19 protein-coding genes and 1 tRNA gene are annotated in these 21,066 nt (G+C 66.9%); 11 read left to right on the top strand and 9 right to left on the bottom strand.

From position 1 onward, the window contains the following. Positions 1-2 precede the first annotated feature (2 nt). The 3 genes from purE (at position 3) to CAL22_RS14235 (ending at position 2,811) form a co-directional block, all read left to right on the top strand. Positions 3-524, top strand: a complete 522-nt coding sequence (gene purE, locus CAL22_RS14245) for a 5-(carboxyamino)imidazole ribonucleotide mutase (protein ID WP_167383645.1) — start codon at positions 3-5, stop codon at positions 522-524. Between the two features lie 87 nt (positions 525-611). After that, positions 612-1,790 carry a 5-(carboxyamino)imidazole ribonucleotide synthase gene (locus CAL22_RS14240; RefSeq protein ID WP_094814347.1) on the top strand — a complete coding sequence of 393 codons (1,179 nt, stop codon included), beginning with the start codon at positions 612-614 and terminating at the stop codon, positions 1,788-1,790. After that, complete coding sequence (locus CAL22_RS14235) at positions 1,783-2,811, top strand: L-threonylcarbamoyladenylate synthase (RefSeq protein ID WP_094814345.1); 1,029 nt, start codon at positions 1,783-1,785, stop codon at positions 2,809-2,811. The genes CAL22_RS14240 and CAL22_RS14235 overlap by 8 nt, the downstream gene beginning before the upstream one ends. 54 nt (positions 2,812-2,865) lie before the next feature. Here the strand turns inward: CAL22_RS14235 and CAL22_RS14230 are convergent, their stop codons facing one another. Genes CAL22_RS14230 through CAL22_RS14225 form a run of 3 tightly spaced genes read right to left on the bottom strand, consistent with a single transcriptional unit; the run spans position 2,866 to position 7,290 of the window. After that, complete coding sequence (locus CAL22_RS14230; RefSeq protein ID WP_244193896.1) at positions 2,866-4,029, bottom strand: FAD-dependent monooxygenase; 1,164 nt, start codon at positions 4,027-4,029, stop codon at positions 2,866-2,868. Next, positions 4,026-5,237 carry an MFS transporter gene (locus CAL22_RS21340; RefSeq protein ID WP_143276976.1) on the bottom strand — a complete coding sequence of 404 codons (1,212 nt, stop codon included), beginning with the start codon at positions 5,235-5,237 and terminating at the stop codon, positions 4,026-4,028. Before CAL22_RS21340 ends, CAL22_RS14230 begins: the two co-directional genes overlap by 4 nt. Beyond that, complete coding sequence (locus tag CAL22_RS14225; RefSeq protein ID WP_094814341.1) at positions 5,218-7,290, bottom strand: TonB-dependent receptor; 2,073 nt, start codon at positions 7,288-7,290, stop codon at positions 5,218-5,220. The genes CAL22_RS21340 and CAL22_RS14225 overlap by 20 nt, the downstream gene beginning before the upstream one ends. 104 nt (positions 7,291-7,394) lie before the next feature. On the opposite strand from CAL22_RS14225, the gene CAL22_RS14220 reads away from it, so the two are divergent. From CAL22_RS14220 to CAL22_RS14210, 3 genes are all read left to right on the top strand, one after another. Beyond that, positions 7,395-8,321 carry a helix-turn-helix transcriptional regulator gene (locus CAL22_RS14220; protein WP_094816619.1) on the top strand — a complete coding sequence of 309 codons (927 nt, stop codon included), beginning with the start codon at positions 7,395-7,397 and terminating at the stop codon, positions 8,319-8,321. Positions 8,322-8,502: 181 nt separating this feature from the next. Further along, positions 8,503-10,062 (top strand): acetolactate synthase large subunit, encoded by a 1,560-nt coding sequence (locus tag CAL22_RS14215; protein ID WP_094814339.1) that lies wholly within the window; start codon positions 8,503-8,505, stop codon positions 10,060-10,062. An 86-nt stretch (positions 10,063-10,148) separates the two neighbouring features. Further along, positions 10,149-10,592 (top strand): MaoC family dehydratase, encoded by a 444-nt coding sequence (locus CAL22_RS14210; RefSeq protein ID WP_094814337.1) that lies wholly within the window; start codon positions 10,149-10,151, stop codon positions 10,590-10,592. A gap of 18 nt (positions 10,593-10,610) precedes the next feature. Here CAL22_RS14210 and CAL22_RS14205 read toward each other — a convergent pair whose 3' ends face one another. From CAL22_RS14205 to CAL22_RS14190, 4 genes are all read right to left on the bottom strand, one after another. Further along, on the bottom strand, positions 10,611-11,387 hold the full coding sequence (locus tag CAL22_RS14205) for a class II aldolase/adducin family protein (RefSeq protein ID WP_094814335.1): 777 nt from the start codon (positions 11,385-11,387) through the stop codon (positions 10,611-10,613). Continuing rightward, positions 11,384-12,379, bottom strand: a complete 996-nt coding sequence (locus CAL22_RS14200; protein ID WP_094814333.1) for a Bug family tripartite tricarboxylate transporter substrate binding protein — start codon at positions 12,377-12,379, stop codon at positions 11,384-11,386. Before CAL22_RS14200 ends, CAL22_RS14205 begins: the two co-directional genes overlap by 4 nt. Positions 12,380-12,567: 188 nt before the next feature. Next, positions 12,568-13,761, bottom strand: a complete 1,194-nt coding sequence (locus CAL22_RS14195; RefSeq protein WP_094814331.1) for an acyl-CoA dehydrogenase — start codon at positions 13,759-13,761, stop codon at positions 12,568-12,570. A 54-nt stretch (positions 13,762-13,815) separates the two neighbouring features. Then, positions 13,816-15,480, bottom strand: a complete 1,665-nt coding sequence (locus CAL22_RS14190) for a thiamine pyrophosphate-binding protein (RefSeq protein ID WP_167383710.1) — start codon at positions 15,478-15,480, stop codon at positions 13,816-13,818. A 268-nt stretch (positions 15,481-15,748) separates the two neighbouring features. Between CAL22_RS14190 and CAL22_RS14185 the strand changes: the two genes are divergently transcribed. The 5 genes from CAL22_RS14185 (at position 15,749) to CAL22_RS14165 (ending at position 19,227) form a co-directional block, all read left to right on the top strand. Then, complete coding sequence (locus CAL22_RS14185; RefSeq protein WP_094814327.1) at positions 15,749-16,660, top strand: LysR substrate-binding domain-containing protein; 912 nt, start codon at positions 15,749-15,751, stop codon at positions 16,658-16,660. 27 nt (positions 16,661-16,687) lie between these two features. Next, a complete protein-coding gene (gene xerD / locus CAL22_RS14180) occupies positions 16,688-17,614 on the top strand; it encodes a site-specific tyrosine recombinase XerD (protein WP_094814325.1) in 927 nt (308 codons plus the stop codon). 13 nt (positions 17,615-17,627) lie between these two features. After that, a complete protein-coding gene (ybaK, locus tag CAL22_RS14175) occupies positions 17,628-18,116 on the top strand; it encodes a Cys-tRNA(Pro) deacylase (protein ID WP_094814323.1) in 489 nt (162 codons plus the stop codon). 86 nt (positions 18,117-18,202) lie between these two features. Beyond that, positions 18,203-18,781, top strand: a complete 579-nt coding sequence (locus CAL22_RS14170) for a DJ-1/PfpI family protein (protein ID WP_094814321.1) — start codon at positions 18,203-18,205, stop codon at positions 18,779-18,781. Positions 18,782-18,855: 74 nt separating this feature from the next. Next, on the top strand, positions 18,856-19,227 hold the full coding sequence (locus CAL22_RS14165) for a ribbon-helix-helix domain-containing protein (RefSeq protein WP_094814319.1): 372 nt from the start codon (positions 18,856-18,858) through the stop codon (positions 19,225-19,227). A gap of 91 nt (positions 19,228-19,318) precedes the next feature. On the opposite strand, the gene pbpG is transcribed toward CAL22_RS14165, so the two are convergent. Together pbpG and CAL22_RS14150 are read right to left on the bottom strand one after the other, a co-directional pair. Next, positions 19,319-20,479, bottom strand: a complete 1,161-nt coding sequence (pbpG, locus tag CAL22_RS14160) for a D-alanyl-D-alanine endopeptidase (RefSeq protein ID WP_167383644.1) — start codon at positions 20,477-20,479, stop codon at positions 19,319-19,321. Positions 20,480-20,791: 312 nt separating this feature from the next. Continuing rightward, positions 20,792-20,866, bottom strand: a tRNA-Arg gene (locus tag CAL22_RS14150). Positions 20,867-21,066 lie beyond the last annotated feature (200 nt).

Below are 21,066 nucleotides of genomic sequence, written 5' to 3'. Positions count from 1 at the left end.
TCATGAGCACACAAACCTCGGATTTGAATACTTCCTGCGCCGCGCCCGTGGTGGGCGTCATCATGGGGTCTTCCAGCGATTGGGACATCATGAAAAACGCCGTGGCGATGCTGGAATCCTTCGGCGTGCCCTTCGAGGCGCGCGTGATTTCGGCGCATCGCATGCCCCAGGACATGGCCGAGTATGGCGCCGTGGCGCGTTCGCGCGGCCTGCGGGCCATCATTGCCGGCGCGGGCGGCGCGGCCCATCTGCCGGGCATGATGGCGGCCCTGACCGAGGTGCCGGTGTTTGGCGTACCCGTACCGTCGAAGTATCTGCGGGGCGAAGACTCGCTCTTGTCCATCGTGCAGATGCCCAAGGGCGTGCCGGTGGCGACCTTCGCCATCGGCGAGGCGGGTGCGGCCAATGCGGCCCTGCACGCCGTGGCCACCATCGCGACCACCGATGACGCCCTGCACGCCAAACTCGTGGCCTTTCGCGCGGCCCAGACCGAAGCCGCGCGCAACATGACCTTGCCCGCCTGACCGCCGTGCCGGCCGCCCTCAGGCGCCGGCGTTCACCTGACCGGGGCGCCTGGCGCCCAGATTCTCCCGCCTCTTGCGGGTCTGACCATGTCGCAATCTCGATCCAATTCCTTTCTCGCTCCCGGCGCCTGGCTGGGCCTGCTGGGCGGCGGCCAGCTCGGCCGCATGTTCTGCCATGCCGCGCAAAGCCTGGGCTACCGCGTGGCCGTGCTGGACCCGGCCGAGGAATGCCCGGCCGGCATGGTGGCCGATATGCACATCCGCGCGGCCTATGACGACGCGCAGGGCCTCAAAGCCCTGGCCGATCGCTGCACGGTCGTGACCACGGAATTCGAGAACGTGCCGGCCGACAGCCTGCGCACGCTGGCGCAGCGCTGCCGCGTCAGTCCCTCGGGCGAGGCGGTGGCCGTCGTACAGGATCGCATCGCGGAAAAGGCGTTCATCGCCGCGCAGGGCATCCCGGTGGCGCCGCATGCCGCCATCCTCGACAAGGAAGACCTGGCCGCAGCGGACGAGGCGCTCTTTCCCGGCATTCTCAAGGTCGCGCGGCTGGGCTACGACGGCAAAGGCCAGGCCCGTGTATCCACACGCGCCGAAGCCTTGTCCGCCTATGCCGAGTTCGGTGGCGTGCCCTGTGTCCTTGAAGCGCTGTTGCCGCTGGACCATGAAATTTCGGTCGTCATCGCGCGGGGCTTCGAGGGCGACAGCGTCGTCTTCCCCATCGCGCGCAATGTCCATCGTGATGGCATTCTGGCCGTGTCCACCGTGGGAGGCGAAGAAAGCGGTTCGGTGCAGGCTCAGGCGCGTGACGCGGCTCAGTCCATCGCCCAGGGCCTGGATTACCACGGCGTGCTGTGCGTGGAATTCTTTGTCTTGCAAAGCGGCGCGCTGGTCGTCAACGAGATCGCGCCGCGGCCGCACAACAGTGGCCACTACAGCATGGATGCCTGCCTGACCAGCCAGTTCGAGCAACAGGCGCGTGTCATGGCCGGCCTGCCGCTGGGCAGCCCGGCGCTGCTGCGTCCGGCGGTCATGCTCAATTTGCTGGGCGACATCTGGTATGAGGGCCAGACGCAACGCGAACCCGCCTGGGACGAGGCGCTCGCGGTGGACACGGCCAAGTTGCATCTTTACGGCAAGCACGACGCGCGGTTTGGCCGCAAGATGGGCCATGTGACCATTCTGGGCGAGACGCTGGAGCAGGCCCATCACGACGCCGCCAGGGTGGCGCGCGCCCTGGGCTTGCCGGATATCAACCATGATTGATCAGGCAATCGCGGCGGCCGCGCAGCGCCTGGCTGACGGCGGCCTGGTTGCGTTTCCCACCGAGACCGTCTATGGGCTGGGCGCGGACGCCGAGAGTGCTCAGGCCGTGGCCGGGATCTATTCCGCCAAGGGCCGGCCGGCCAATCATCCCGTCATCGTCCATGTGGCGCCAGGCGCGGATCTGTTGCATTGGGCCAGCGAGGTGCCGCCCGAGGCGCAACGCCTGATCGACGCGTTCTGGCCCGGACCGCTCACGCTGATTCTCAAGCGCCGCCCGGGTGTGGGCGAAGCCGTCAGCGGCGGGCAGGACAGCATCGGCTTGCGTTGCCCCTCGCATCCGGTGGCGCAGGCGCTGCTAAGCGCGTTTGCCGCGCTCAAACCGGGCGGCCAGGGGGGCGTGGCGGCACCGTCGGCCAACACCTTCGGCCATGTGTCGCCCACGCGCGCCGATCATGTCCGCGCCGAGTTTCCGCGAGAAGTCGCCGCCGGCATGCCGGTGCTGGATGGCGGCGCCTCCGAGGTGGGCATCGAGTCCACCATTATCGACCTTTCGCGCCTGGACCTGGGCGTGGGTCCCGTTCTCCTGCGGCCCGGCCATATCAGCGCCTTGCAGCTGTCCCGGGTTCTGGGTGTGCCCGTGGGCCGCCCGGACGCCGCCGCCCCGCGTGCGTCGGGCACGCTCAGGGCGCATTACGCGCCGCATACGCAGCTCGAACTCATCGATGAGGCCAACTGGGCGCGCTTGCGCGCCGGCGACCGGCCCGCAGGGCGCATCGCCATGGTGGCCTACGGTTGGCGCGGCGAGGCCGGCGACGGTCTGGAATGGCATCCCGTGCCCGCCGATCCGGCCCGTTACGCCCAGGCGCTCTACGCGACCTTGCGCGAACTCGATGTGCAGGGCTATGCCCGCATCTGGGTGCAGACGCCGCCGGCCGATCCGGCCTGGGACGCCGTCAACGATCGCATTGGGCGCGCCGCGGCGGCCTTCACACTGGATACCGAGGGCCTGCGAGGCGCCTGAGCGCGCCGCGCAGGCTGCCGTCACTTCTCCCGGCCCAGGGCGCGCGCGCTCGGGTCAGGCCAAGGCCCGCGCGGCTTCGGCCTCTGATTTGAGTCCACTGAGAAAGTAGCGCTTGAGCACCAGCTTGGGCAGATAGCGCATGGCGGTGTTGCGCAGGCGGAAGCTCCACGGCGCGGCGGGCACATACATCGGCGCGAGCTTGCGGCTGCGGGCTTGCAACTGCACGATGATGGGCCGCAGCCGTGCGTCGTGGGCCTGCAGCGCGCCAGCCACCGGCTGGCGCTGCAGCTCCTGGGCCAATACGGCCGCCGAGGCCATGGCCATGCCCGCACCCTGGCCGGAAATCAGCGACAGGCTATGCGCCGCATCACCGGCCAGAAGCACGCGGCCCCGGTGCCAGCTCGGCATGTCTATCATGGCCAGATCGTCCATCACGATGGGCGCGTCCGCGGGCAGGCTGTCCAGCACGCGGCGCACCTGCGGGTGGGTGTGTCCGGCCAGCTCCTGCAGCAGCGCCCGGCGCTGTGACGCGGGCACCAGCCCGCTCTCTGCGCTGCGCCAGACGTGCAGCACGGCCAGGCGCTCTTGCCCCAGGCCGTGGTACTCGACCTGCTGGCCGACCGCGGCATAGGAGACGAAGTCGGGCGACAGACCCAGCGAGTCGGCCACATCGTAGGCGGCATAGCGATAGCCCAACGCTTCGTAGCGGGCGTCGAAGGCCCCTGCGCGTAGCGTCGAGTGCACGCCATCGGCGCCGATGAGCAGGTCGGCCTGCCATTGGCTGCCGTCGGAGAGGGTGACCGCTACTTGATTGCCGTCGTCCTGCCACTGCGCCACGGTGCAGGACAGGCGCAGATCGCAGTGATCGCGGGTCGCCTCGTGCAGCACACGCACCAGATCGCTACGGCGCAGCGTGATCCAATCCAATTGCTCCAGCAGATCGCGATAGCGGATGCGCATGATTTCGCGCCCGGCGCGGTCGCGGTAGACGTTTTCGCCGATGTCGTGTTCGACGGCGCGCAGGGCCGGCACCAAACCCATGCTGCGCGCGGTGTGCAGACCGGGGCCGGAAAGCCCCATCATGTAGCCGCCGTCGCGCAGATGCGCCGCACGCTCGGCCAGGACGACGCGCCAGCCAGCCCGCGTCAGCCACCAGGCTTGCGACAGGCCGGCTACGCCGGCGCCGGCGATGACCGCTAAAGGGGCTTGATTTGTCAAACGAGATCTCCTTGAGAAAAATGTCTGGCCACGCGCGGCAGGGCGCAGCAGGCCGCCAGCGTCCACGCGGCGGCGAATACATAGCCGGGGCCGTAGCCCAGGGCCTGGGCCAGGGCCGCGCCGGTCACGCCGGCCAGCGCGGCGATGGCCGCATCGGCGCATTGGAAAAGCGTGAAGTCCACGCCCGCCTGCAAGGGCGAAGCCTGGCCCATCAGATAGGCATAGAGCACGACAAAACCGGCCGCCGCCAGCGCGGTTTGCACCAGCAGCAGGGCCATCAGCAGCATTGCGCCGCCGCCGGCCAGCACGGCTGCGGCGATGGCGGCCAGCCCAAGCGCCTGCAGCGCGAGACCGAGGGGCAGGGCATTGCGGCAATGTCCTTGCAGCCAGACGCCCAGCCCTGTGCCGGCCAGGCCGGCGGCCACGCCGCCCGCGCCGCTGAGCCAGCCCACGGTCGACAGCGCCACGCCGCGATCCAGCAGCAGGGGGCCGCTCAGGGTCATGACCAGGCGCGAGCCGGATTGAAACAGCACCGTGATGAGCAGACCGCCACGGACTTGCGGCCGGCGCCAGGCGGCGGCCAGGCTGGGCCGGTGCGCTTGGGCGGGCCGCGCCATGGGTTCGGGCGCGCGCGTAAAGGGCAGGCTGAGCAGCAGGAGCAAGGCGGCCATGCCGGCCAGCGCCACCGTCCAGCCATATTGGGCCCGCAACAGCAGAAACAGGCCCGCGCCGGCGAACATGCCGAGATAACTGCCGCCGACCTGAGCGGCATTGCCCCAGCCGCGCCGGGCCGGTTGCAACTGCTCCACCGCATAGGCGTCGCAGGCGATGTCTGCGCTGGAGGCCAGTACGGCCAGGAGGCTGAGCATCAGCAGCAGGGCGGGCACGCTGGGCTGACCGTGAGCGGCCAGCGCCAGCAGTAGCGCCAGCATGCCCGCCTGGCAGGTCAGCACGATGGCCCGGGTGCGGCGCGGCCCGCCGCCAGCCGGCAGCCGGGCCCGCTCCAGCGCAGGCGCCCAGAGGAACTTCAGCGCCCAGGGCAGGATGGCCAGCGACATCAGGCCGATCTGGCCTAATTCGGCGCCGCTGGCGCGCAACACGGCAGGCATGCCCTGCAACGTGATGCCGCCCACCAGGCCCTGGGCCGCGTAGACGCCGCCAATGGCGGCCAGGACCGCACCTTGCGCGTCAGTATTCGTACGCGACATTCACGCCCACCGTGCGGCCCGGATCCACGAGGGCGTAATTACCCAGCGTACCGCCGGCGAAGGCGTAAGTGCGGTAACGCTTGTCGGTCAGGTTGTTGATATAGGCCGTTACCGTGACGCCGCTGCGCGGCTGCCAGGCCAGGCTGGCGTTGATCAGGGTGTAGGCATCCTGACGCAAGGTATTGCCGATATCGAAGTACTGTGATCCGACGCGGCGCACCTCCACGCGCGGACGCAGCATGCCGGCCGCTGTGCCGATGTTGGCCTGGGCGCTGGCAGCCACCATATAGGCGGGCGTGAAGGGCACGCGATTGTCGTCGCATGCGGCGCAGGCGGATTGGGTGAGCGAGCGGAAGCGCGCCCGGGTCCAATTGCCTTGCAGGCCCAGCGTCCACATGTCGTTGACGTCCCAGGCGGCGTCGAGCTCCACCCCGCTCGAGCGCGTCTTGCCGACATTTTCCAGGTGCTGGTAGCCGATCTGGTCGCTGACATAGAGTTGGGCGTCGCGCACGTCGATGCGGTAGAGCGCCATGCCGGCGCGCAGCGCGTCGCCTTGGTAACGGGCGCCCAGTTCATAGCTCACCGCTTTCTCGCGGCCATAGGCCTGGGCATCGGCCGCCGAAGAGGGGGCGAGGTTGAAGCCGGCGGGCTTATAGCCCTGCGAGGCATTGGCGTAGACGCGCCAGGCCTGATCGAGGCGGTAGCCGGCCGACACGCGGCCCAGCACGGTATTGCCGCGTGTGCTGTCCTGCCCGCCGAAGGGATCCTGCCCGAAGGTCGTGTAGTTCAGGGACTGGCCGCTGTAATCGATCGTGGTCTTGTCGCGCGACCAGCGCAGGCCGGCCGACAGATCGAGCGCTTCGGTGGCGTGCCAGGTCAGGTCCGCGTAGGCCGCCAGCGATTCGCTGGTGTTGCGGGAGTGGGTGTTCAGCGCCTGGATGGCCATGGGCGCGACCAGGTCATTGATGTAGTCGCGCGATTGCGTCACGCGCTGGCGGTACAGGCCGAACACGCTGTCGACCGTGCGTTTGCCGGTCGAGGCCAGGCGGATTTCCTGCACTTGTTGGCGCCAGTGCTCGGGTTGCTGGGTGAAGTACGGCCCGATGGGATACTCGCGGCTGTAGTGCAGGCGTTGCCATGCCGCCAGCGCGGACAGCCGCCAGCCATCGAAGTCGTACTGTGCGTTGAGCGCCTGGCTGCCGCCGCAGCGGCGCTGTTTGAAATCGGCTTTGTCGGCCGGGAAGCCCGGCATCACATAGGCCTGGCCGGCGCCCGGGTCATCGAAGGGGACATAGGCGTCCTGGCTGGCGCGCGTGCATTCGCCGCTGACCGCCAGACCGATCTCCCAGGGACTGCCGGCCGGCGCCAGCCGCAGCTTGGCCGCGCCGGCGTTGGTGCTGCTGCCGCCCACGCCGTCCTTGCCGGTGATGGGGTTGTCCAGGCGGCCCGGCGCGTCGGAGGTGGCCACGCTGACCGAGCCGTACAGCATGTCCTTGACCAGCGCGCCGCTGGCACCCCCTTTGAAAATATAGCCGTCGCGGCTGGACACGCCCGCCGAGGCGCGCACATGCGTGTCATTGTCGGGTTGGCGGGTCACCACGTTCAGCACGCCGCCCAACGCGCTTCTGCCGTAAAGGGTCGACTGCGGCCCCTTGAGCAGTTCCACCTGTTCGACGTCGAGCAACTGTTGCGAGGCGGCCACAGGTAATTGCGGCACGCCATCGACGTAGACGGTCAGCGCCGGGTTGTAGAAGTCCTGCGCCGAGGTCACCCCGCGCACCGAGATGATGGGAAATAGGAAAGATCCGCTTTGCGCAAATTGCACGCCTGGCAGTACGCGCCCCAGTTGCAGTGTATTTTCGACCTGGTTGGCGGCCAGTTCGTCCGCCCCGCGCACGTAAGCCGCGCCATTGATGCTGTCGAGTTTCTGGTCCCGTTTGGACGCCGTCACCGTGACGGCCTCGAGTTCGGCCGGGGTCTCGGCCAGAGCGGCCGAGACGGGTAGCGACAGCAGGGCCAGCGCCGCCAGGCGCGAGACTTGCGGATGTTTCATGAGGGCCTCGTATTATTCGTTAGAATGATTAATGAGAATTATTGTCATTCGTCGCGGCTGCCGCTAACACTTTCGGGGCCGTGGTTGTCGTTTTCGGGGTCACCATGTCCTTATCCGTCCCGGCGCCTTTTCATGAAGCGCATCCCCTGCTGCCCGATGTCAGACTGCCCACCGACTGGGCCAGCATGTCGCGCATCGACGGCCTGGATGACGAACTGACCATCACCGCCTGGCACGGCATGCCGGCCCAGTCGCTGGATGTGCAGGCCGAGGGCCCGCCCATGCTGTGCATCGCCGTCTTTCTCGATGGCGAGGCCCACATGAGCATCGACGGCGGGCCACCCCTGCACGCGGGGCCGGGCATGGCGGTCATACAGACGGGTGACCAATGGGTGCGCGGGCGATTCCGCATGCCCGGCGGACAGCGGGTGCGCTTGATCGATATCCGTTACACGCCGGCCGGACTGCTGCGCGCCGGCGGACGGCCGCTGGCGGCCCTGCAAGGCGATTTTCTGCAGGACTGCAGTGCCGGCGGCTCGTTGATGGCCGGGTTCCGCGCGCCGGCCCAATTGCTGCGGCTGGCCGCCGATGTCGTGGACTGCCCTTACGCCGATCCCCAGACGCGGCGGCTGTATCTGCGCGCCAAGGGTCTGGAAGCGCTGGCCGTGGTGCTGGACATGGTCAATCGCGTGGGCAACCTGCCCGACGACCCGCGCGAGCGCCGCCTGCTGGCGCGCGCGCGCCATCTCATCGAGGCGCGTTACGAAGAAGACTGGAGCGTGCGGCGGCTGGCGCAGGCCGTAGGCATGAGCGAAAAACGCCTCAAGGCCGGTTTCCGTTCAGTGGCGGGCCGTTCGGTGCACGCCTATCTATTGCAGGTCAGGCTGGACGCCGCCGCCGCCATGCTGGCCAGCGGGCACAGCGTTACCGACACGGCGCTGGCCATTGGCTTTTCCAGCCTGAGCCATTTCAGCAAGATGTTTCGTCAGGCCAAGGGAGTGCCGCCCAGTTGCTGGGCGCAGTCCGACTGACAGCCCGAATTGTCCGGCTTCATGCGGGTCTACCCTAGGTTTGCGGCCGCCAGGCCGAGTGGTTCCATGACGCGGTTTTGAAATGGACCTAGGCGCACCCGCCGGCTGTCCCTATCATGTCCAGCGCAAGGGCGGACAGCCGATTGGCCCGCCCATCTTTTCCTCCTCAGATAAAGACACCATGAACGGCGCCGACAGCCTCTGCGATACCCTGCTTGCCAACGACATCGATGTCTGTTTTGCCAACCCCGGCACCTCGGAAATGCATTTTGTGGCCGCGCTGGACCGCAAGCCTCGCATGCGTTGTGTGCTGGGGTTGTTCGAGGGCGTGGTCACGGGCGCCGCGGACGGTTATGCCCGCATGGCGGACAAGCCGGCGGCGACCTTGCTGCACCTGGGCCCGGGCCTGGGCAACGGCCTGGCCAATCTGCACAATGCCCGCCGTGCCCGCACGCCCATGGTCAACGTGGTGGGCGATCACGCGACCTATCACGTGCAATACGATGCACCGCTGACCAGCGATGGCGAAGCCGTGGCCAAGCCGATGTCGCATTGGGTCGGGCGCATCGAAAACGCGGCCGCCGTGGCCGCGCGCACCAGCGAGGCCATCCGCGTGGCACGCCAGGCGCCCGGCAATGTCGCCACGCTGTTTCTGCCGGCCGATGCCGCCTGGACCGATCTGCCCGCGCAGACGCCCGCGCCCGTGCCCGTCGGCATCGAGCCGCCGGCGCGTCCCGACGGCGCCGCGATTCGCGCCGCCGCCGCGGCCATCCGTTCTGGCGAGCACACCATGCTGATGCTGGGCGGCACGGCGTTGCGCGGGCGCGCGCTGGCCGCGGCCGGCCGCATCGCCCAGGCGACCGGCGTGCGTCTGGCCAGCGAGACCTCCAACCGCCGTATCGAACGCGGCGTCACCCGCGTGCCGGTCGACCGCCTTCCCTATCCGGTGGATATGGCGCTGGCCTTCCTGGCCGATGTGCGCCATCTGGTGCTGGTGGGCGCGCGCGCGCCGGTGGCCTTCTTCGCCTATCCCGGCAAACCGAGTCTGCTCGCGCCGCAGGGCTGCGAGGCCGTGACGCTGGCCACGCAGGAGCAGGATCTGGCGCAAGCGCTGGAGTGGCTGGCCGAGGAACTGGGCATCAAGGCCGATGCGCCGCAATTGGCTGCCCCGGGCTGGCGCGAGCCGTTGCCCACCTCGGGCAAGCTCACCAGCGCGGCGATCAACCTGATCACCATGCGTCATCTGCCCGAGCAGGCCATCGTCGTCGACGAGTCCATCACCCAGGGCCGCGAGATCGGTTTGCACAACGTCAATGCCGCGCCGCACGATTGGCTGCAATTGACCGGCGGCGCGATTGGCATCGGCCTGCCCATGGCGGCGGGCGCCGCCATCGCCTGCCCGGACCGCAAGGTGATCACCATGCAGGCCGATGGCAGCGGCATGTACACCGTGCAGGCCTTGTGGACGCAGGCGCGCGAACGCCTGAATTGCCTGACCATCATCTACGCCAACAACAGCTACCAGACGCTGCATGGCGAAATGCGCAATGTGGGCGTGCAGGAGCCGGGCCGCAATGCGCAGCGCATGCTGGATCTGGTCGATCCCAGCCTGGACTGGGTCAGCCTGGCGCGCGGCATGGGGGTGGAGGCCGTGCGGGTCGATAGCATCGAAGCGTTCACGCAGGCGCTGCTGGCCGGCCTCAAGCACAACGGCCCCTTCGTCATCGAAGCGCAGATCTGAGCGCGGCCGGGCTCGCGCGCGCCGGCCCGGGCGCGATATGCTTTAGGGCAGGCCCGCACCAGGGCCTGCTTTCTACAGGACAAGCCATGAAGTTTGCCGAACTGCGCCAGGGGATGGTGATCAAGGGCGGGCCGGTCAAGGTCTCGCGTGAAGAGGTGCTCGAGTTCGCGAGCAAGTATGACCCGCAATGGTTTCACGTCGATGAGCAGCGCGCTCAGGAGGGCCGCTGGGGCGGCCTGATCGCCAGCGGCTGGCATACTTGCGCGCTGGCCATGCGCATGGCCGTGGACACGGTGCTGCACGATTCCGAGTCCTTCGGCTCGCCGGGCCTGGGCGAGGTACGTTGGCGTGTGCCGGTTCGCCCGGGCGATACGCTCACGCTGCACGCGCGCGTGCAGGCGGCGCGCACCTCGGCGTCGCGCGAGGATCTCGGCATCATCAACTGGACCTGGTTCATCTACAACCAGCACGACGAGGTCGTGCTGGAGCTCGAGGCCACCAGCCTGTTCGATCTGAGCGGGCAGGCCTGAGCCGGCCCGCGCCGGCCATCAATGGCGAAAGCCCGGGTCGCGGCGCTCCAGCAGGCGCAGCATGGCGGGCCACTCCATCTCGCCGAACGGCCTGCGGGTGGTCGGTTTGTACAGATGGCAGGTGCGGTCGACCACGGCTTGCGAAGGGGTGTGCAAGGCCACGCCGCTGTGCATGGCGTCGACCTGCGCCTTGCAGGCCATCTCCAGCCAATACATGCTGTTGAAGGCCTGGGCGATGGACGCGCCGGCCACCAGCAAGCCGTGGTTGCGCAGAATCATCGCCTCCTTCTGACCCAGATCCGCCACCAGCCGGGCGCGCTCGTCCAGGTCGATCGCCACGCTTTCATAGTCGTGGTAAGCGATATCGGCAAAACGCATCGACGTCTGTGTCAGCGGCAGCAGGCCGCATTGCATGGCCGAGACAGCCATGCCGGCGCGGGTGTGCGTATGAATGACGCAGGCCACGTCGTGGCGTGCGCCATGCACGGCGCTGTGGATGACGTAGCCGGCCTGGTTGATACCCAGCTCGGGGTCGGGGTTGTGCAACACGTTGCCGTCGATGTCGATGCGCACCAGGCTCGAGGCCGTGATCTCCTCATACATCAGGCCATACGGGTTGATCAGCAATTCATTCTCGGTGCCGGGAATGCGCGCCGTGATGTGGTTGTAGATCAGATCGCTCATGCCGAACAGGGCAATCAGGCGGTAGCACGCGGCCAGATCCACGCGGGTCTTCCATTCGCTGTCCGAGATTCCGGGCGCGCGTTCGGCCGTGGAGGGGTCCATCTGCTTCATTGGGATTTCGCTCCAGTTTCTTCGACGACCTTGCCCCACATGGCATAGTCATCGCGCATCATTGCGGCGAAGGCCTCCGGGCTCTGGCTCAGCCGCACCTCCGAGCCCAGGGTGATCATTTTCTGCCGGACAGCCGGGTCGGCCATGACTTGCTGCGTCGTGTCGAAAACCTTGCGCACCACGGCGTCCGGCGTGCCGGCCGGCGCGAACAGCCCCAGCCAGGCGCCCACTTCGAAATTCGGAAAGCCCTGCTCGGCGACCGTGGGCACGTCGGGCGCCAGATCGGTGCGTTGGCCTTTGCTGACCGCCAGCGGCAAAAGGCGCTTGTTCTGGATCATGGGCAGTTCCGAGGCCAGCGTATCGAAGGTCATGTCTACATTGCCCCCCAGCACATCGGCCTGGCTCTGCGAGCTGCCTTTGTAGGGCACGTGGGTCAGCTTCATGCCGGTCTTGGCCTGCAGGATCGCCATGATGAGATGGCTGTTGGTGCCCACGCCGGTGCTCGCGAAGGTGAGCTTGCCGGGTTGGCTGCGCGCCAGCGCAATGAGGTCCTGCAGGTTCTTGGCCGGGAAGTCCGGCCGCACGACCAGCGCATAAGGCAGCCAGGTCGTCTGGGTGATGGGCGCGAAGCTGGTGGCGCTGTCGTAGCCCACATTCTTGTAGACATGGGGATTGATGCTCATCGGGCCGGAGGCGCTGAGCAGCAGGGTGTAGCCGTCGGGCGGCGTGCGCGCGGCGGTGGCCGCGCCCAGACTGCCGCCCACGCCCGGCTTGTTCTCCACGATGACAGGCTGACCCCACCGTTTGCTGAACTGTTCGCCCAGCAGGCGGGCCACCATGTCGGTGGACGTGCCGGGTGGAAACCCGAGGTACAGGGTGACGGGGCGTTGCGGCCAGTCGGCCTCGGCGGCCTGGGCGGTGGCTGTGGCCAGGCTCAGCCCGGCCACGAGCGTGCCGGCCGCAATTGCGGCCAGACGGCGGAAAGTCTGCATGGTGTCTCCGATTATTGTGAGTCAGGTCCTCTGCGGGACCAGGCTCTACCCTAAACAGAGACAGCGGCTTGGGCTATTAGTAATGCGGAAAGACGGGCTTCGCCCGCGCCGAAGCAAGGGCGGCCGGCCAAGAAAAAACCCCAGGCGCGCAGGCCTGGGGTTGGCGGACTTGCCCGCGGCGGACAGGCTTAGAAGAAAGACTGGATGCCGGTCTGGGCACGGCCCAGAATGAGGGCGTGCACGTCGTGCGTGCCTTCGTAGGTGTTGACCACTTCGAGGTTGACCAGGTGACGGGCGACGCCGAATTCATCGGAGATGCCGTTGCCGCCGAGCATGTCGCGCGCCAGGCGGGCGATGTCCAGCGCCTTGCCGCAGGAGTTGCGCTTCATGATGGACGTGATTTCCACGGCGGCCGTGCCTTCGTCCTTCATGCGGCCCAGACGCAGGCAGCCTTGCAGCGCCAGCGTGATTTCGGTTTGCATGTCGGCCAGCTTCTTCTGGATCAGCTGGTTGGCGGCCAGGGGGCGGCCGAACTGCTTGCGGTCCAGCGTGTACTGGCGCGCGGTGTGCCAGCAGGCCTCGGCCGCGCCGAGCGCGCCCCAGGCGATGCCGAAGCGTGCCGAGTTCAGGCAGGTGAAGGGGCCGCGCAGACCCGAAACACCGGGCATCATCTGCGCGTCGCTGATCTCGACTTCGTCCATGACGATTTCGCCAGTGATCGAGGCGCGCAGACCGACCTTGCCGTGGATGGCCGGTGCCGACAGGCCCTTCATGCCCTTTTCAAGGATGAAGCCGCGGATCTTGCCGTCGAATTCGCCGCCCACGCACTTGGCCCACACCACGAAGACATCGGCGATGGGCGAATTGGTGATCCACATCTTGGCGCCGCTGACCTTGTAGCCCCCATCGACCTTGACGGCGCGGGTTTCCATGCCAGCGGGGTCCGAACCGTGGTTGGGTTCGGTCAGGCCGAAGCAGCCGATCCACTCGCCGGCTGCCAGCTTGGGCAGATACTTGCGCTTTTGTTCTTCGCTGCCGAACTCATTGATCGGCACCATGACCAGCGACGACTGCACGCTCATCATCGAACGGTAGCCGGAGTCCACGCGTTCGACTTCACGTGCGATCAGGCCGTAGCTGACGTAGTTCAGGCCAGCGCCGCCGTACTCGACGGGAATGGTCGCGCCCAGCAGGCCGAGTTCGCCCATTTCGGCGAAGATCGCCGGATCGGTTTTCTCGTGGCGAAAGGCTTCCAGCACGCGCGTGGCGAGCTTGTCCTGCGCGTAAGCTTGCGCGGCGTCGCGCACCATGCGCTCTTCTTCGGTCAGTTGCTGATCCAGCAACAGCGGATCTTCCCAGTTAAACGAGGGCGTAGCGGACATGCGGTACTCCAGTGTATGGATGCTTTAAGTTTAAATATAAATCGGCGGGCGCGCTCAGGCTTGGGCCTGCAACGCGGCGGCGCGAATCTTCTCAAGGGTGGTCGACGGCGAGATGGTCTCGGGGTCGATCAGGCAGTGCAGGATGGCGGGCTTGCCGCTGGCCAGCGCGCGTTCGAAGGCGGGGCCGAATTCGGCGCTCGTCTCCACGCGTTCGCCATGTCCGCCAAAGGCGCGGGCATAGTCGGCGAAATCGGGGTTCTTCAGTTGCGTGGCCGACACGCGGCCCGGATAGTGTTTTTCCTGGTGCATGCGGATGGTGCCGTACATGCCGTTGTCCACCAGCACGACGATGATGGGCAGATCGTATTGCACCGCCGTGGCGAATTCCTGGCCGTGCATGAGAAAGCAGCCGTCGCCGGCAAAGCAGATCACGGTTTTTTCCGGCCACACACGCTTGGCGCCGACCGCCGCGGGCAGGCCATAGCCCATGGAGCCCGAGGTCGGGGCCAACTGGGTCGCATAGCGGGTATGCCGATGGAAACGATGCAGCCAGGTGGCGTAATTGCCGGCGCCGTTGGTCATGATGGCGTCGGCCGGCAGCTTGTCTTCCAGATAGCTCATGACTTCGCCCATCTGCAGCTTGCCCGGCGTTTTGACTTTACTGGGGTCGCTCCAGGCCAGATAGTTCTGGCGCATGGCTTCGGTGTCCGCGGCCCAGACCGGCGTCGTCTGCGGAGCGGGAATTTCGCTCAGCGCGGCGCAGAATGCGGCCGGCGAGACATTGATGGCCAGATTGGGGCGGTACACGCGGGCCAGCTCGGCGCTGTCCGGATGCACGTGCACGAGTTGTTGGCGCGGCACCGGGATGTCGAGCAAGGTGTACGCCTGGCTGGGGTTTTCCGACATGCGGCCACCGACCAGCACGATGAGGTCGGCTTCGCGCACGCGAGCCAGCAGCGCCGGGTTGATGCCCAGGCCCACGTCGCCGATATAGCAGGGATGATCGGCGGGAAACAGCATCTGGCGGCGGAAGGACACCCCCACCGGCAGCGCATGCGCGCCGGCAAAGTCGGCAAACCGCCCGACGGCTTCGGCATCCCAGCGGGTGCCGCCCAGGATGGCGACCGGCTTGCGGGCGCTGGCCAGCATCTGCGCCAGGGTTTGCATCTGACCGGTGGCGGGCGCGGCATCGATGACTTCGTAGTGCGGCGCATCCGGCACGTCGGCCATTTCGACCAGCATGTCTTCGGGCAGGGCAATGACGACCGGCCCGGGGCGGCCCGAAGTGGCGACGTGGAAGGCGCGTGAAATCAGTTCCGGAATGCGTTCGACCTGGTCGATCTCGGTGACCCATTTGGCCTGCGTGCCAAAGACCGCGCGGTAATCCATCTCCTGGAAGGCTTCGCGCTCGCGCATGCCGCGTTCGATCTGGCCGACAAACAGAATCAGCGGCGTCGAATCCTGCTTGGCGATGTGCACGCCGGCCAGGGCATTGGAGGCGCCCGGGCCGCGGGTGACCATGCAGATGCCAGGCTCGCCGGTCAGCTTGCCATGCGCGTCGGCCATCATGGCCGCGCCGCCTTCCTGGCGGCAGACGGTGACTTCGATGCTGGCGTCATGCAGGCCGTCGAGCACGGCCAGGTAGCTTTCGCCCGGCACACAGAAGACATGCTTGACGCCATGGGCGGCCAACTGGTCGACCAGAATGTGGCCGCCCATGCGGGGGCCTTTGCCGGAGGAGGAGGAGGTCGCGGAGGATTGGGTGTTCATAGATGGGTTTACCGGGAATATCGCGCCAGAATAATGTTCCAGACTTGCACAAAGCAATTGATAAAATTGCACATGATAGTGAGCTGCCGGCACTTGACCGCAGTGCTGCATCGCAGCATGGGTCCGTCTTGCGGCGGGCCGGGGTAAGCCTATCGGCCCGCGGGCGCCGCGCCTAGCCGGGTCTGCCCGGAGTGACACGCAGTATGGATCATCGATTATGAGAAACGGCATCCCCAATCTGAGCGCGCTGCAGGCCTTCGAAGCCTCGGCGCGTCTGGGCAGCTTTTCGCGCGCCGCCGAGGAGCTGTCCCTGACCCACAGCGCGGTGTATCGCCAGGTGGCCAGCCTGGAGTCGCGCCTGGGGGTGCAGCTGTTCACCCGCGTCAGGCGGCGCATCGTCCTGACCGATCAGGGGGCGGAGTACGCCGGGCGCATCCGCCACCATCTGGATCAGATCGAGAAGGACACCTTCGGTCTGGTCAGCCGCACGGGAATGGGGCGCAGCATCCATATCGCCGTCGTCCCCACCTTGGCCACCACCTGGCTGATCCCGCGGCTGGCGGATTTCCAGCAGGCGCATGCCGACATATCCGTCAGCCTGTCGGTGCGCACGCTGCCGTTCCAGTTCAAGGACCATCCCTTCGACGGCGCCCTCTATCATGGCGACGGCATCTGGCCCGGCACCAAGGGCGTGCTGCTGTTTCCTGAGCGCGAACTCGTGACCGTCTGCGCGCCCGGCCTGGCCGAGCAGACGCGCGAGCCGGGCGCTTGCGCCTTGTCGGCCATGACGCACTTGCACCTGGCGTCGCGCCCCGACGCCTGGCGGCAATGGTACGGCGCCACCGGCCAGGTCTATGGTCCCCAGGCAGCCGGCGGGCCGCGTTACGAGCTGTTCACCATGGTGATGGCCGCCGTGCAGGCAGGCTTGGGTGTGGGCCTGATGCCCCGTTTTCTGGCCCAGCCGGCCCTGGAGGCCGGCACCCTGGTCATGCCCGCGCCGCAGGCGCTGCAGGTCAGCCAGGGTTATTACTTTGGCTACCCGCAGCACAGCGAGCGTTCGGGCGCACTCAAGGCTTTCGAGGTCTGGCTCAAGGCCACGGCCGCGCGCGAGGCGCTGCGCAACCCCTAAAATGGAGTGCCTCCTTCCTTGTCCGCCATGCCCGAATCGCCCGCACTCGTCTCTCAGCCCGACATCGACGCCTTCATCGATGCCATCTGGCTCGAGGACGGCCTGGCGGCCAACACCCTGGCCGCCTACCGGCGCGACCTGAGCGCGTTTGCGCACTGGCTGCAGTCGCCCGCCTCGGGGCTTTCGACCGGCGGCGAGCTATGCGCGGCCGGCAGCGCCGACATCGAAGCCTGGTTTGCGCAACGGCACGAAGAAAGCCGCCCCACCACGGCCAACCGCAGGCTGGCGACATTACGCCGCTTCTACGCCTGGGCGTTGCGCGAGAAGCGTGCCGCCGCCGACCCCTGCCTGACGCTGGAAGCGGCCAAGCAGCCGCTGCGCGTGCCCAAAACCTTGTCCGAAGCCCAGGTCGAAGCCTTGCTGGCCGCGCCTGACCTGGACACTGCCCGGGGGCTGCGCGACCGCGCCATGCTGGAGACGCTGTATGCCACCGGATTGCGGGTCTCGGAGCTGGTAGGCCTGAAGACGCTGGATGTCAGCCTGAGCGATGGCGTGTTGCGGGTGGTGCAGGGCAAGGGCGGCAAGGACCGCCTGGTGCCGCTGGGCGCCGAGGCCGCGCATTGGTTGCAGCGCTATCTGGACCAAGCACGCCTGGAGCTGGCCGGCCCGCGCATGGCCGATGCGCTCTTTGTCACCAGCCGCGCGCAAGCCATGTCGCGCCAGGCTTTCTGGCAATTGGTCAAAAAGTACGCCCGGCTTGCCGATGTCCAGGCTCCCCTGTCACCGCATACCCTGCGGCACGCCTTTGCCACCCATTTGCTCAACCACGGCGCGGATCTGCGCGTGGTGCAATTGCTGCTGGGGCACGCCGATATCTCCACGACCCAGATCTACACCCATGTGGCGCGCGAGCGCTTGAAGTCGCTGCACGCCGTTCATCACCCGCGCGCCTAGCCGCCTGTCACCCATGAGCAAATCCCGCCACGTTTCCGAGACGCCCGCCACCCAGTTTCTCAAGCAGCACAAGGTGGCGTTCACCGAGCACACCTACGATTACGTCGATCACGGCGGCGCCGGCGAGGCGGCGCGGCAATTGGGCCTGGACCCGCACGCCGTGGTCAAAACGCTCATCATGGAAGACGAGGCCGCCCGGCCGCTGGTGGTCATCATGCATGGAGACCGCGAGGTCTCGACCAAGAATCTCGCGCGGCAGGCGGGCCTGAAGAAAGTCGCCCCTTGCCAGCCCGAGGTGGCGCAGCGGCATTCGGGCTACCAGGTGGGCGGCACCTCGCCCTTCGGCACTCGCAAGCGCATGCCGGTTTATGTCGAGGACAGCATCCTTGCCTTTCCCGAGGTCTATATCAACGGCGGCCGGCGCGGCTATCTGGTGGGTCTCGCCCCGGCCGTGCTCACGCAGCTCCTGGGTGCTCAGGCTGTCAGCGTGGGTCTGGAGTGACGCGGTAATCCTGTACCACCCCGATCCTGCCCGGCCGCGCCACAATAGGCGCACCCGCCACGCCTGAGCCGGGACAGGAGACGACAATGAGCAAAAAGCTCTTGATGCTGGTCGGCGATTACGCCGAAGACTACGAAACCATGGTGCCCTTTCAGGCGCTGCTGGCGGTGGGCCATGTGGTTCATGCCGTCTGCCCCGATAAAAAGGCGGGCGATACGATCGCCACGGCCATCCATGATTTCGAAGGCGCGCAAACCTACAGCGAAAAGCGCGGGCACAATTTCACGCTCAACCACGATTTCGCCGGCGTCCAGGCGCAGCACTACGACGGTCTGGTCATCCCCGGCGGGCGGGCGCCCGAGTATCTCCGGCTCGACGCCAGGGTGCTGCAGATCGTGCGTGATTTCGATGCGGCGCGTAAACCCATCGCGGCGGTCTGCCATGGCGCGCAATTGCTGGCCGCGGCAGGCATTCTCGAAGGCCGCACCTGCTCGGCCTATCCGGCCTGCGCTCCCGAAGTGCGGCTGGCCGGCGGCACCTACGCCGACATCGGCATCGACCAGGCCCATACCGATGGCCATTTGGTGACCGCGCCAGCCTGGCCGGCGCATCCGGCCTGGCTGGCTCAGTTTCTGGCCGTGTTGGGTACCCGGATTTCGCACTGAAGCCCGCGGCGGCGCGGGCGGCGCTTGCCGCCTGCACCGGCCAGACCGTACAGTGGGCCATCGAGGAGGGGGCCATGTGCGAGATTTTCATACGCGCCAACGCGCAATCCTATGCCACCGAAAGCCGCTCGTTGCGGCTGCATGGCGTGGCGACCAGCGTCAGGCTGGAGAAGCTGTTCTGGGCCGTGCTGCAGGAGCTGGCGCAACGCGACGGCCTGCGTGTCAATCAATTGATCGAAAAGCTATATGACGAGCTCATGGCCTATCGCGGCGAGGTGGTCAATTTCACATCCTTCCTGAGGGTGTGCTGCCTGCGCTATCAGCTCTTGCAGCTTGAGGGTCGCATCCCGCGGGATGCCCGGGTGCCCATTGCCTCGCTGGACGCGGCCGCCGTGCTCGAGGGCCTGCCTGCGCATTGCTACGACCTTTTTCCCGAGCCGGCCTGATTCGCCCGCCGTGACGGCGCGGCCCGGGTTGGCCGCGCTTGCGGACGGGCGAAAAAAAGGCCGCTTACGCGGCCTTTGGGGCAGATGCCGATCAGAGCATCGCCACGTCGCTTTGCAGAATGCGGCGGATGCGCACGGCATCGCCGATACGCGAAAACTTGCCTTGCGAATCGAGCAGCACGATGGCCATGTCACGCCCATTGATGCGTGCCAGCATGACCAGGCACTCGCCCGCCTCGTTGATGAAGCCCGTCTTGGAGACCTTGATATCCCAATCCGGCTTGCGCACCAGCAGGTTGGTATTGCGGAAGGTCTGCGTGCGCTTGTTGATCTCGACGTCGTACTCGGTATCGGTGGAGTAGCGGTGGATCAGGGGGCGCTGCGCGGCGGCGCGCAACAGGCGGGCCAGATCATGGGGCGAGGAGACGTTTTCGCTCGACAGGCCGGTCGGCTCGATGAAATGCGTGTTGAGCATGCCCAGCGAACGGGCCTTGGCGTTCATGGCCTGCACAAAGGCGCTCAGGCCGCCAGGATAGTTGCGGCCCAGCGCGTGGGCCGCACGGTTCTCGGAGGACATCAGCGCCAGGTGGAGCATGTCGCCGCGCGACAGGCGCGTGCCCACGCGCAGGCGCGAGGTCGTGTGCTTGAGCGTATCGACGTCCTCGTCGGTGACCTCGATGATCTCGTTCATCGGCTGATTGGCGTCCACCACGACCAGCGCGGTCATGAGCTTGGAGATGGAGGCGATGGGGCGCACGACGTTTTCGTTCTTGGCGAACAGCACCGTCGAGGTTTCGAGATCCTGGACATACGCCGTGGACGAGCGCAGCGCGCGCGCCTCGGCGGCGGGCGAGGCCGCCGCGGCCGGCAGGGCCGCGCTGCTCACGGCGCGGGCCTTGGCGCGGGTGGTCGTCTTTTTGCTGGAAGCGGTCTTGGCGGCGCTCTTTTTCTGCGCCTGCGTGGAATTCTTGGTGGCCGTCTTGGTGGCCGTTTTGCTGCTGGCGGCTTTCGTGCTGCTGGCCTTGCTGGTCGTCTTTTTGGCGCTGCTGGTGCTCTTGCTGGCGCTGGTCTTGCCGGTGGACTTGGCGCTCGCGGCCTTTTTCTTGGCCGCCTTGCACTCGGCCGACTTGGCGTTGGTCTTGCAGGGATCCGCCGGCTTGGCCGCCAGGGCGCTAGCCGAGTGCAGGGTCGCGACGGCCAGCGCCAGAGGGGCGAGTGCCGATGCGACCGCGCGTATCCAGGGAAATGCCATGATTACAGGCCTTATCTGTCTGTATGAAAGTACAACCCGGTCACGTCTAGGATAAGACTAGAAAAAAACCAAGTGAATTATGGGCTTACGGGCCAAATTTAAACAGCAATTTGAACTGGCGCGCAAGGGGGCATTGCGGTTATTTGCGTAAAAAAACTGATGACGCTTCATCGCGAACATCCCATGGAGGCGCGAGCGTATACCAATTTGTCCTGCAGCTGGCTGAACGGAAGGGGAATCGGAACGGGCCGTGGCGTAGACGGGGCCGCATGGCTGCGGGGCGCCGGACGCCGCCCCGGGCAGGGGGCAGGCTGGCCTCGCCGGGTGGAATCGAACCACCAATTGACCCTTAGGAGGGGCCGGTTATATCCATTTAACTACGGCGAGTACTTGCGCGCGCCACCGGCTTGAATCTTAAGTGCTTGAAAAGCCTGGATTTTAAGCGGTGGCGGCGAAGGAAGGAACGGCATTCTAGCATTGCTGTCGCGGCTTTTCGCGGGCGGAGGGGAGGTCTATTATTCGTCTTAGGCGCCAGGAGGGGCGCGACCGCGATGCCCGGCATGGCGGACTGACAGAACATGGCGCCG

This window comes from Bordetella genomosp. 12, from assembly GCF_002261355.1.
Taxonomy (GTDB): Bacteria; Pseudomonadota; Gammaproteobacteria; order Burkholderiales; family Burkholderiaceae_B; genus Bordetella.
This window is presented reverse-complemented; position numbering and strand designations above follow the sequence as displayed.

What these genes read in the sequence shown, in the direction of transcription:
- purE (WP_167383645.1), top strand. Translation starts at nt 3, where the DNA reads ATGAGCACACAAACCTCGGATTTGAATACTTCCTGCGCCGCGCCCGTG.
- CAL22_RS14240 (WP_094814347.1), top strand. Translation starts at nt 612, where the DNA reads ATGTCGCAATCTCGATCCAATTCCTTTCTCGCTCCCGGCGCCTGGCTG.
- CAL22_RS14235 (WP_094814345.1), top strand. Translation starts at nt 1,783, where the DNA reads ATGATTGATCAGGCAATCGCGGCGGCCGCGCAGCGCCTGGCTGACGGC.
- CAL22_RS21340 (WP_143276976.1), bottom strand. Translation starts at nt 5,237, where the DNA reads ATGTCGCGTACGAATACTGACGCGCAAGGTGCGGTCCTGGCCGCCATT.
- CAL22_RS14225 (WP_094814341.1), bottom strand. Translation starts at nt 7,290, where the DNA reads ATGAAACATCCGCAAGTCTCGCGCCTGGCGGCGCTGGCCCTGCTGTCG.
- CAL22_RS14220 (WP_094816619.1), top strand. Translation starts at nt 7,395, where the DNA reads ATGTCCTTATCCGTCCCGGCGCCTTTTCATGAAGCGCATCCCCTGCTG.
- CAL22_RS14215 (WP_094814339.1), top strand. Translation starts at nt 8,503, where the DNA reads ATGAACGGCGCCGACAGCCTCTGCGATACCCTGCTTGCCAACGACATC.
- CAL22_RS14210 (WP_094814337.1), top strand. Translation starts at nt 10,149, where the DNA reads ATGAAGTTTGCCGAACTGCGCCAGGGGATGGTGATCAAGGGCGGGCCG.
- CAL22_RS14205 (WP_094814335.1), bottom strand. Translation starts at nt 11,387, where the DNA reads ATGAAGCAGATGGACCCCTCCACGGCCGAACGCGCGCCCGGAATCTCG.
- CAL22_RS14200 (WP_094814333.1), bottom strand. Translation starts at nt 12,379, where the DNA reads ATGCAGACTTTCCGCCGTCTGGCCGCAATTGCGGCCGGCACGCTCGTG.
- CAL22_RS14195 (WP_094814331.1), bottom strand. Translation starts at nt 13,761, where the DNA reads ATGTCCGCTACGCCCTCGTTTAACTGGGAAGATCCGCTGTTGCTGGAT.
- CAL22_RS14190 (WP_167383710.1), bottom strand. Translation starts at nt 15,480, where the DNA reads ATGGGCGGCCACATTCTGGTCGACCAGTTGGCCGCCCATGGCGTCAAG.
- CAL22_RS14185 (WP_094814327.1), top strand. Translation starts at nt 15,749, where the DNA reads ATGAGAAACGGCATCCCCAATCTGAGCGCGCTGCAGGCCTTCGAAGCC.
- xerD (WP_094814325.1), top strand. Translation starts at nt 16,688, where the DNA reads ATGCCCGAATCGCCCGCACTCGTCTCTCAGCCCGACATCGACGCCTTC.
- ybaK (WP_094814323.1), top strand. Translation starts at nt 17,628, where the DNA reads ATGAGCAAATCCCGCCACGTTTCCGAGACGCCCGCCACCCAGTTTCTC.
- CAL22_RS14170 (WP_094814321.1), top strand. Translation starts at nt 18,203, where the DNA reads ATGAGCAAAAAGCTCTTGATGCTGGTCGGCGATTACGCCGAAGACTAC.
- CAL22_RS14165 (WP_094814319.1), top strand. Translation starts at nt 18,856, where the DNA reads ATGTGCGAGATTTTCATACGCGCCAACGCGCAATCCTATGCCACCGAA.
- pbpG (WP_167383644.1), bottom strand. Translation starts at nt 20,479, where the DNA reads ATGGCATTTCCCTGGATACGCGCGGTCGCATCGGCACTCGCCCCTCTG.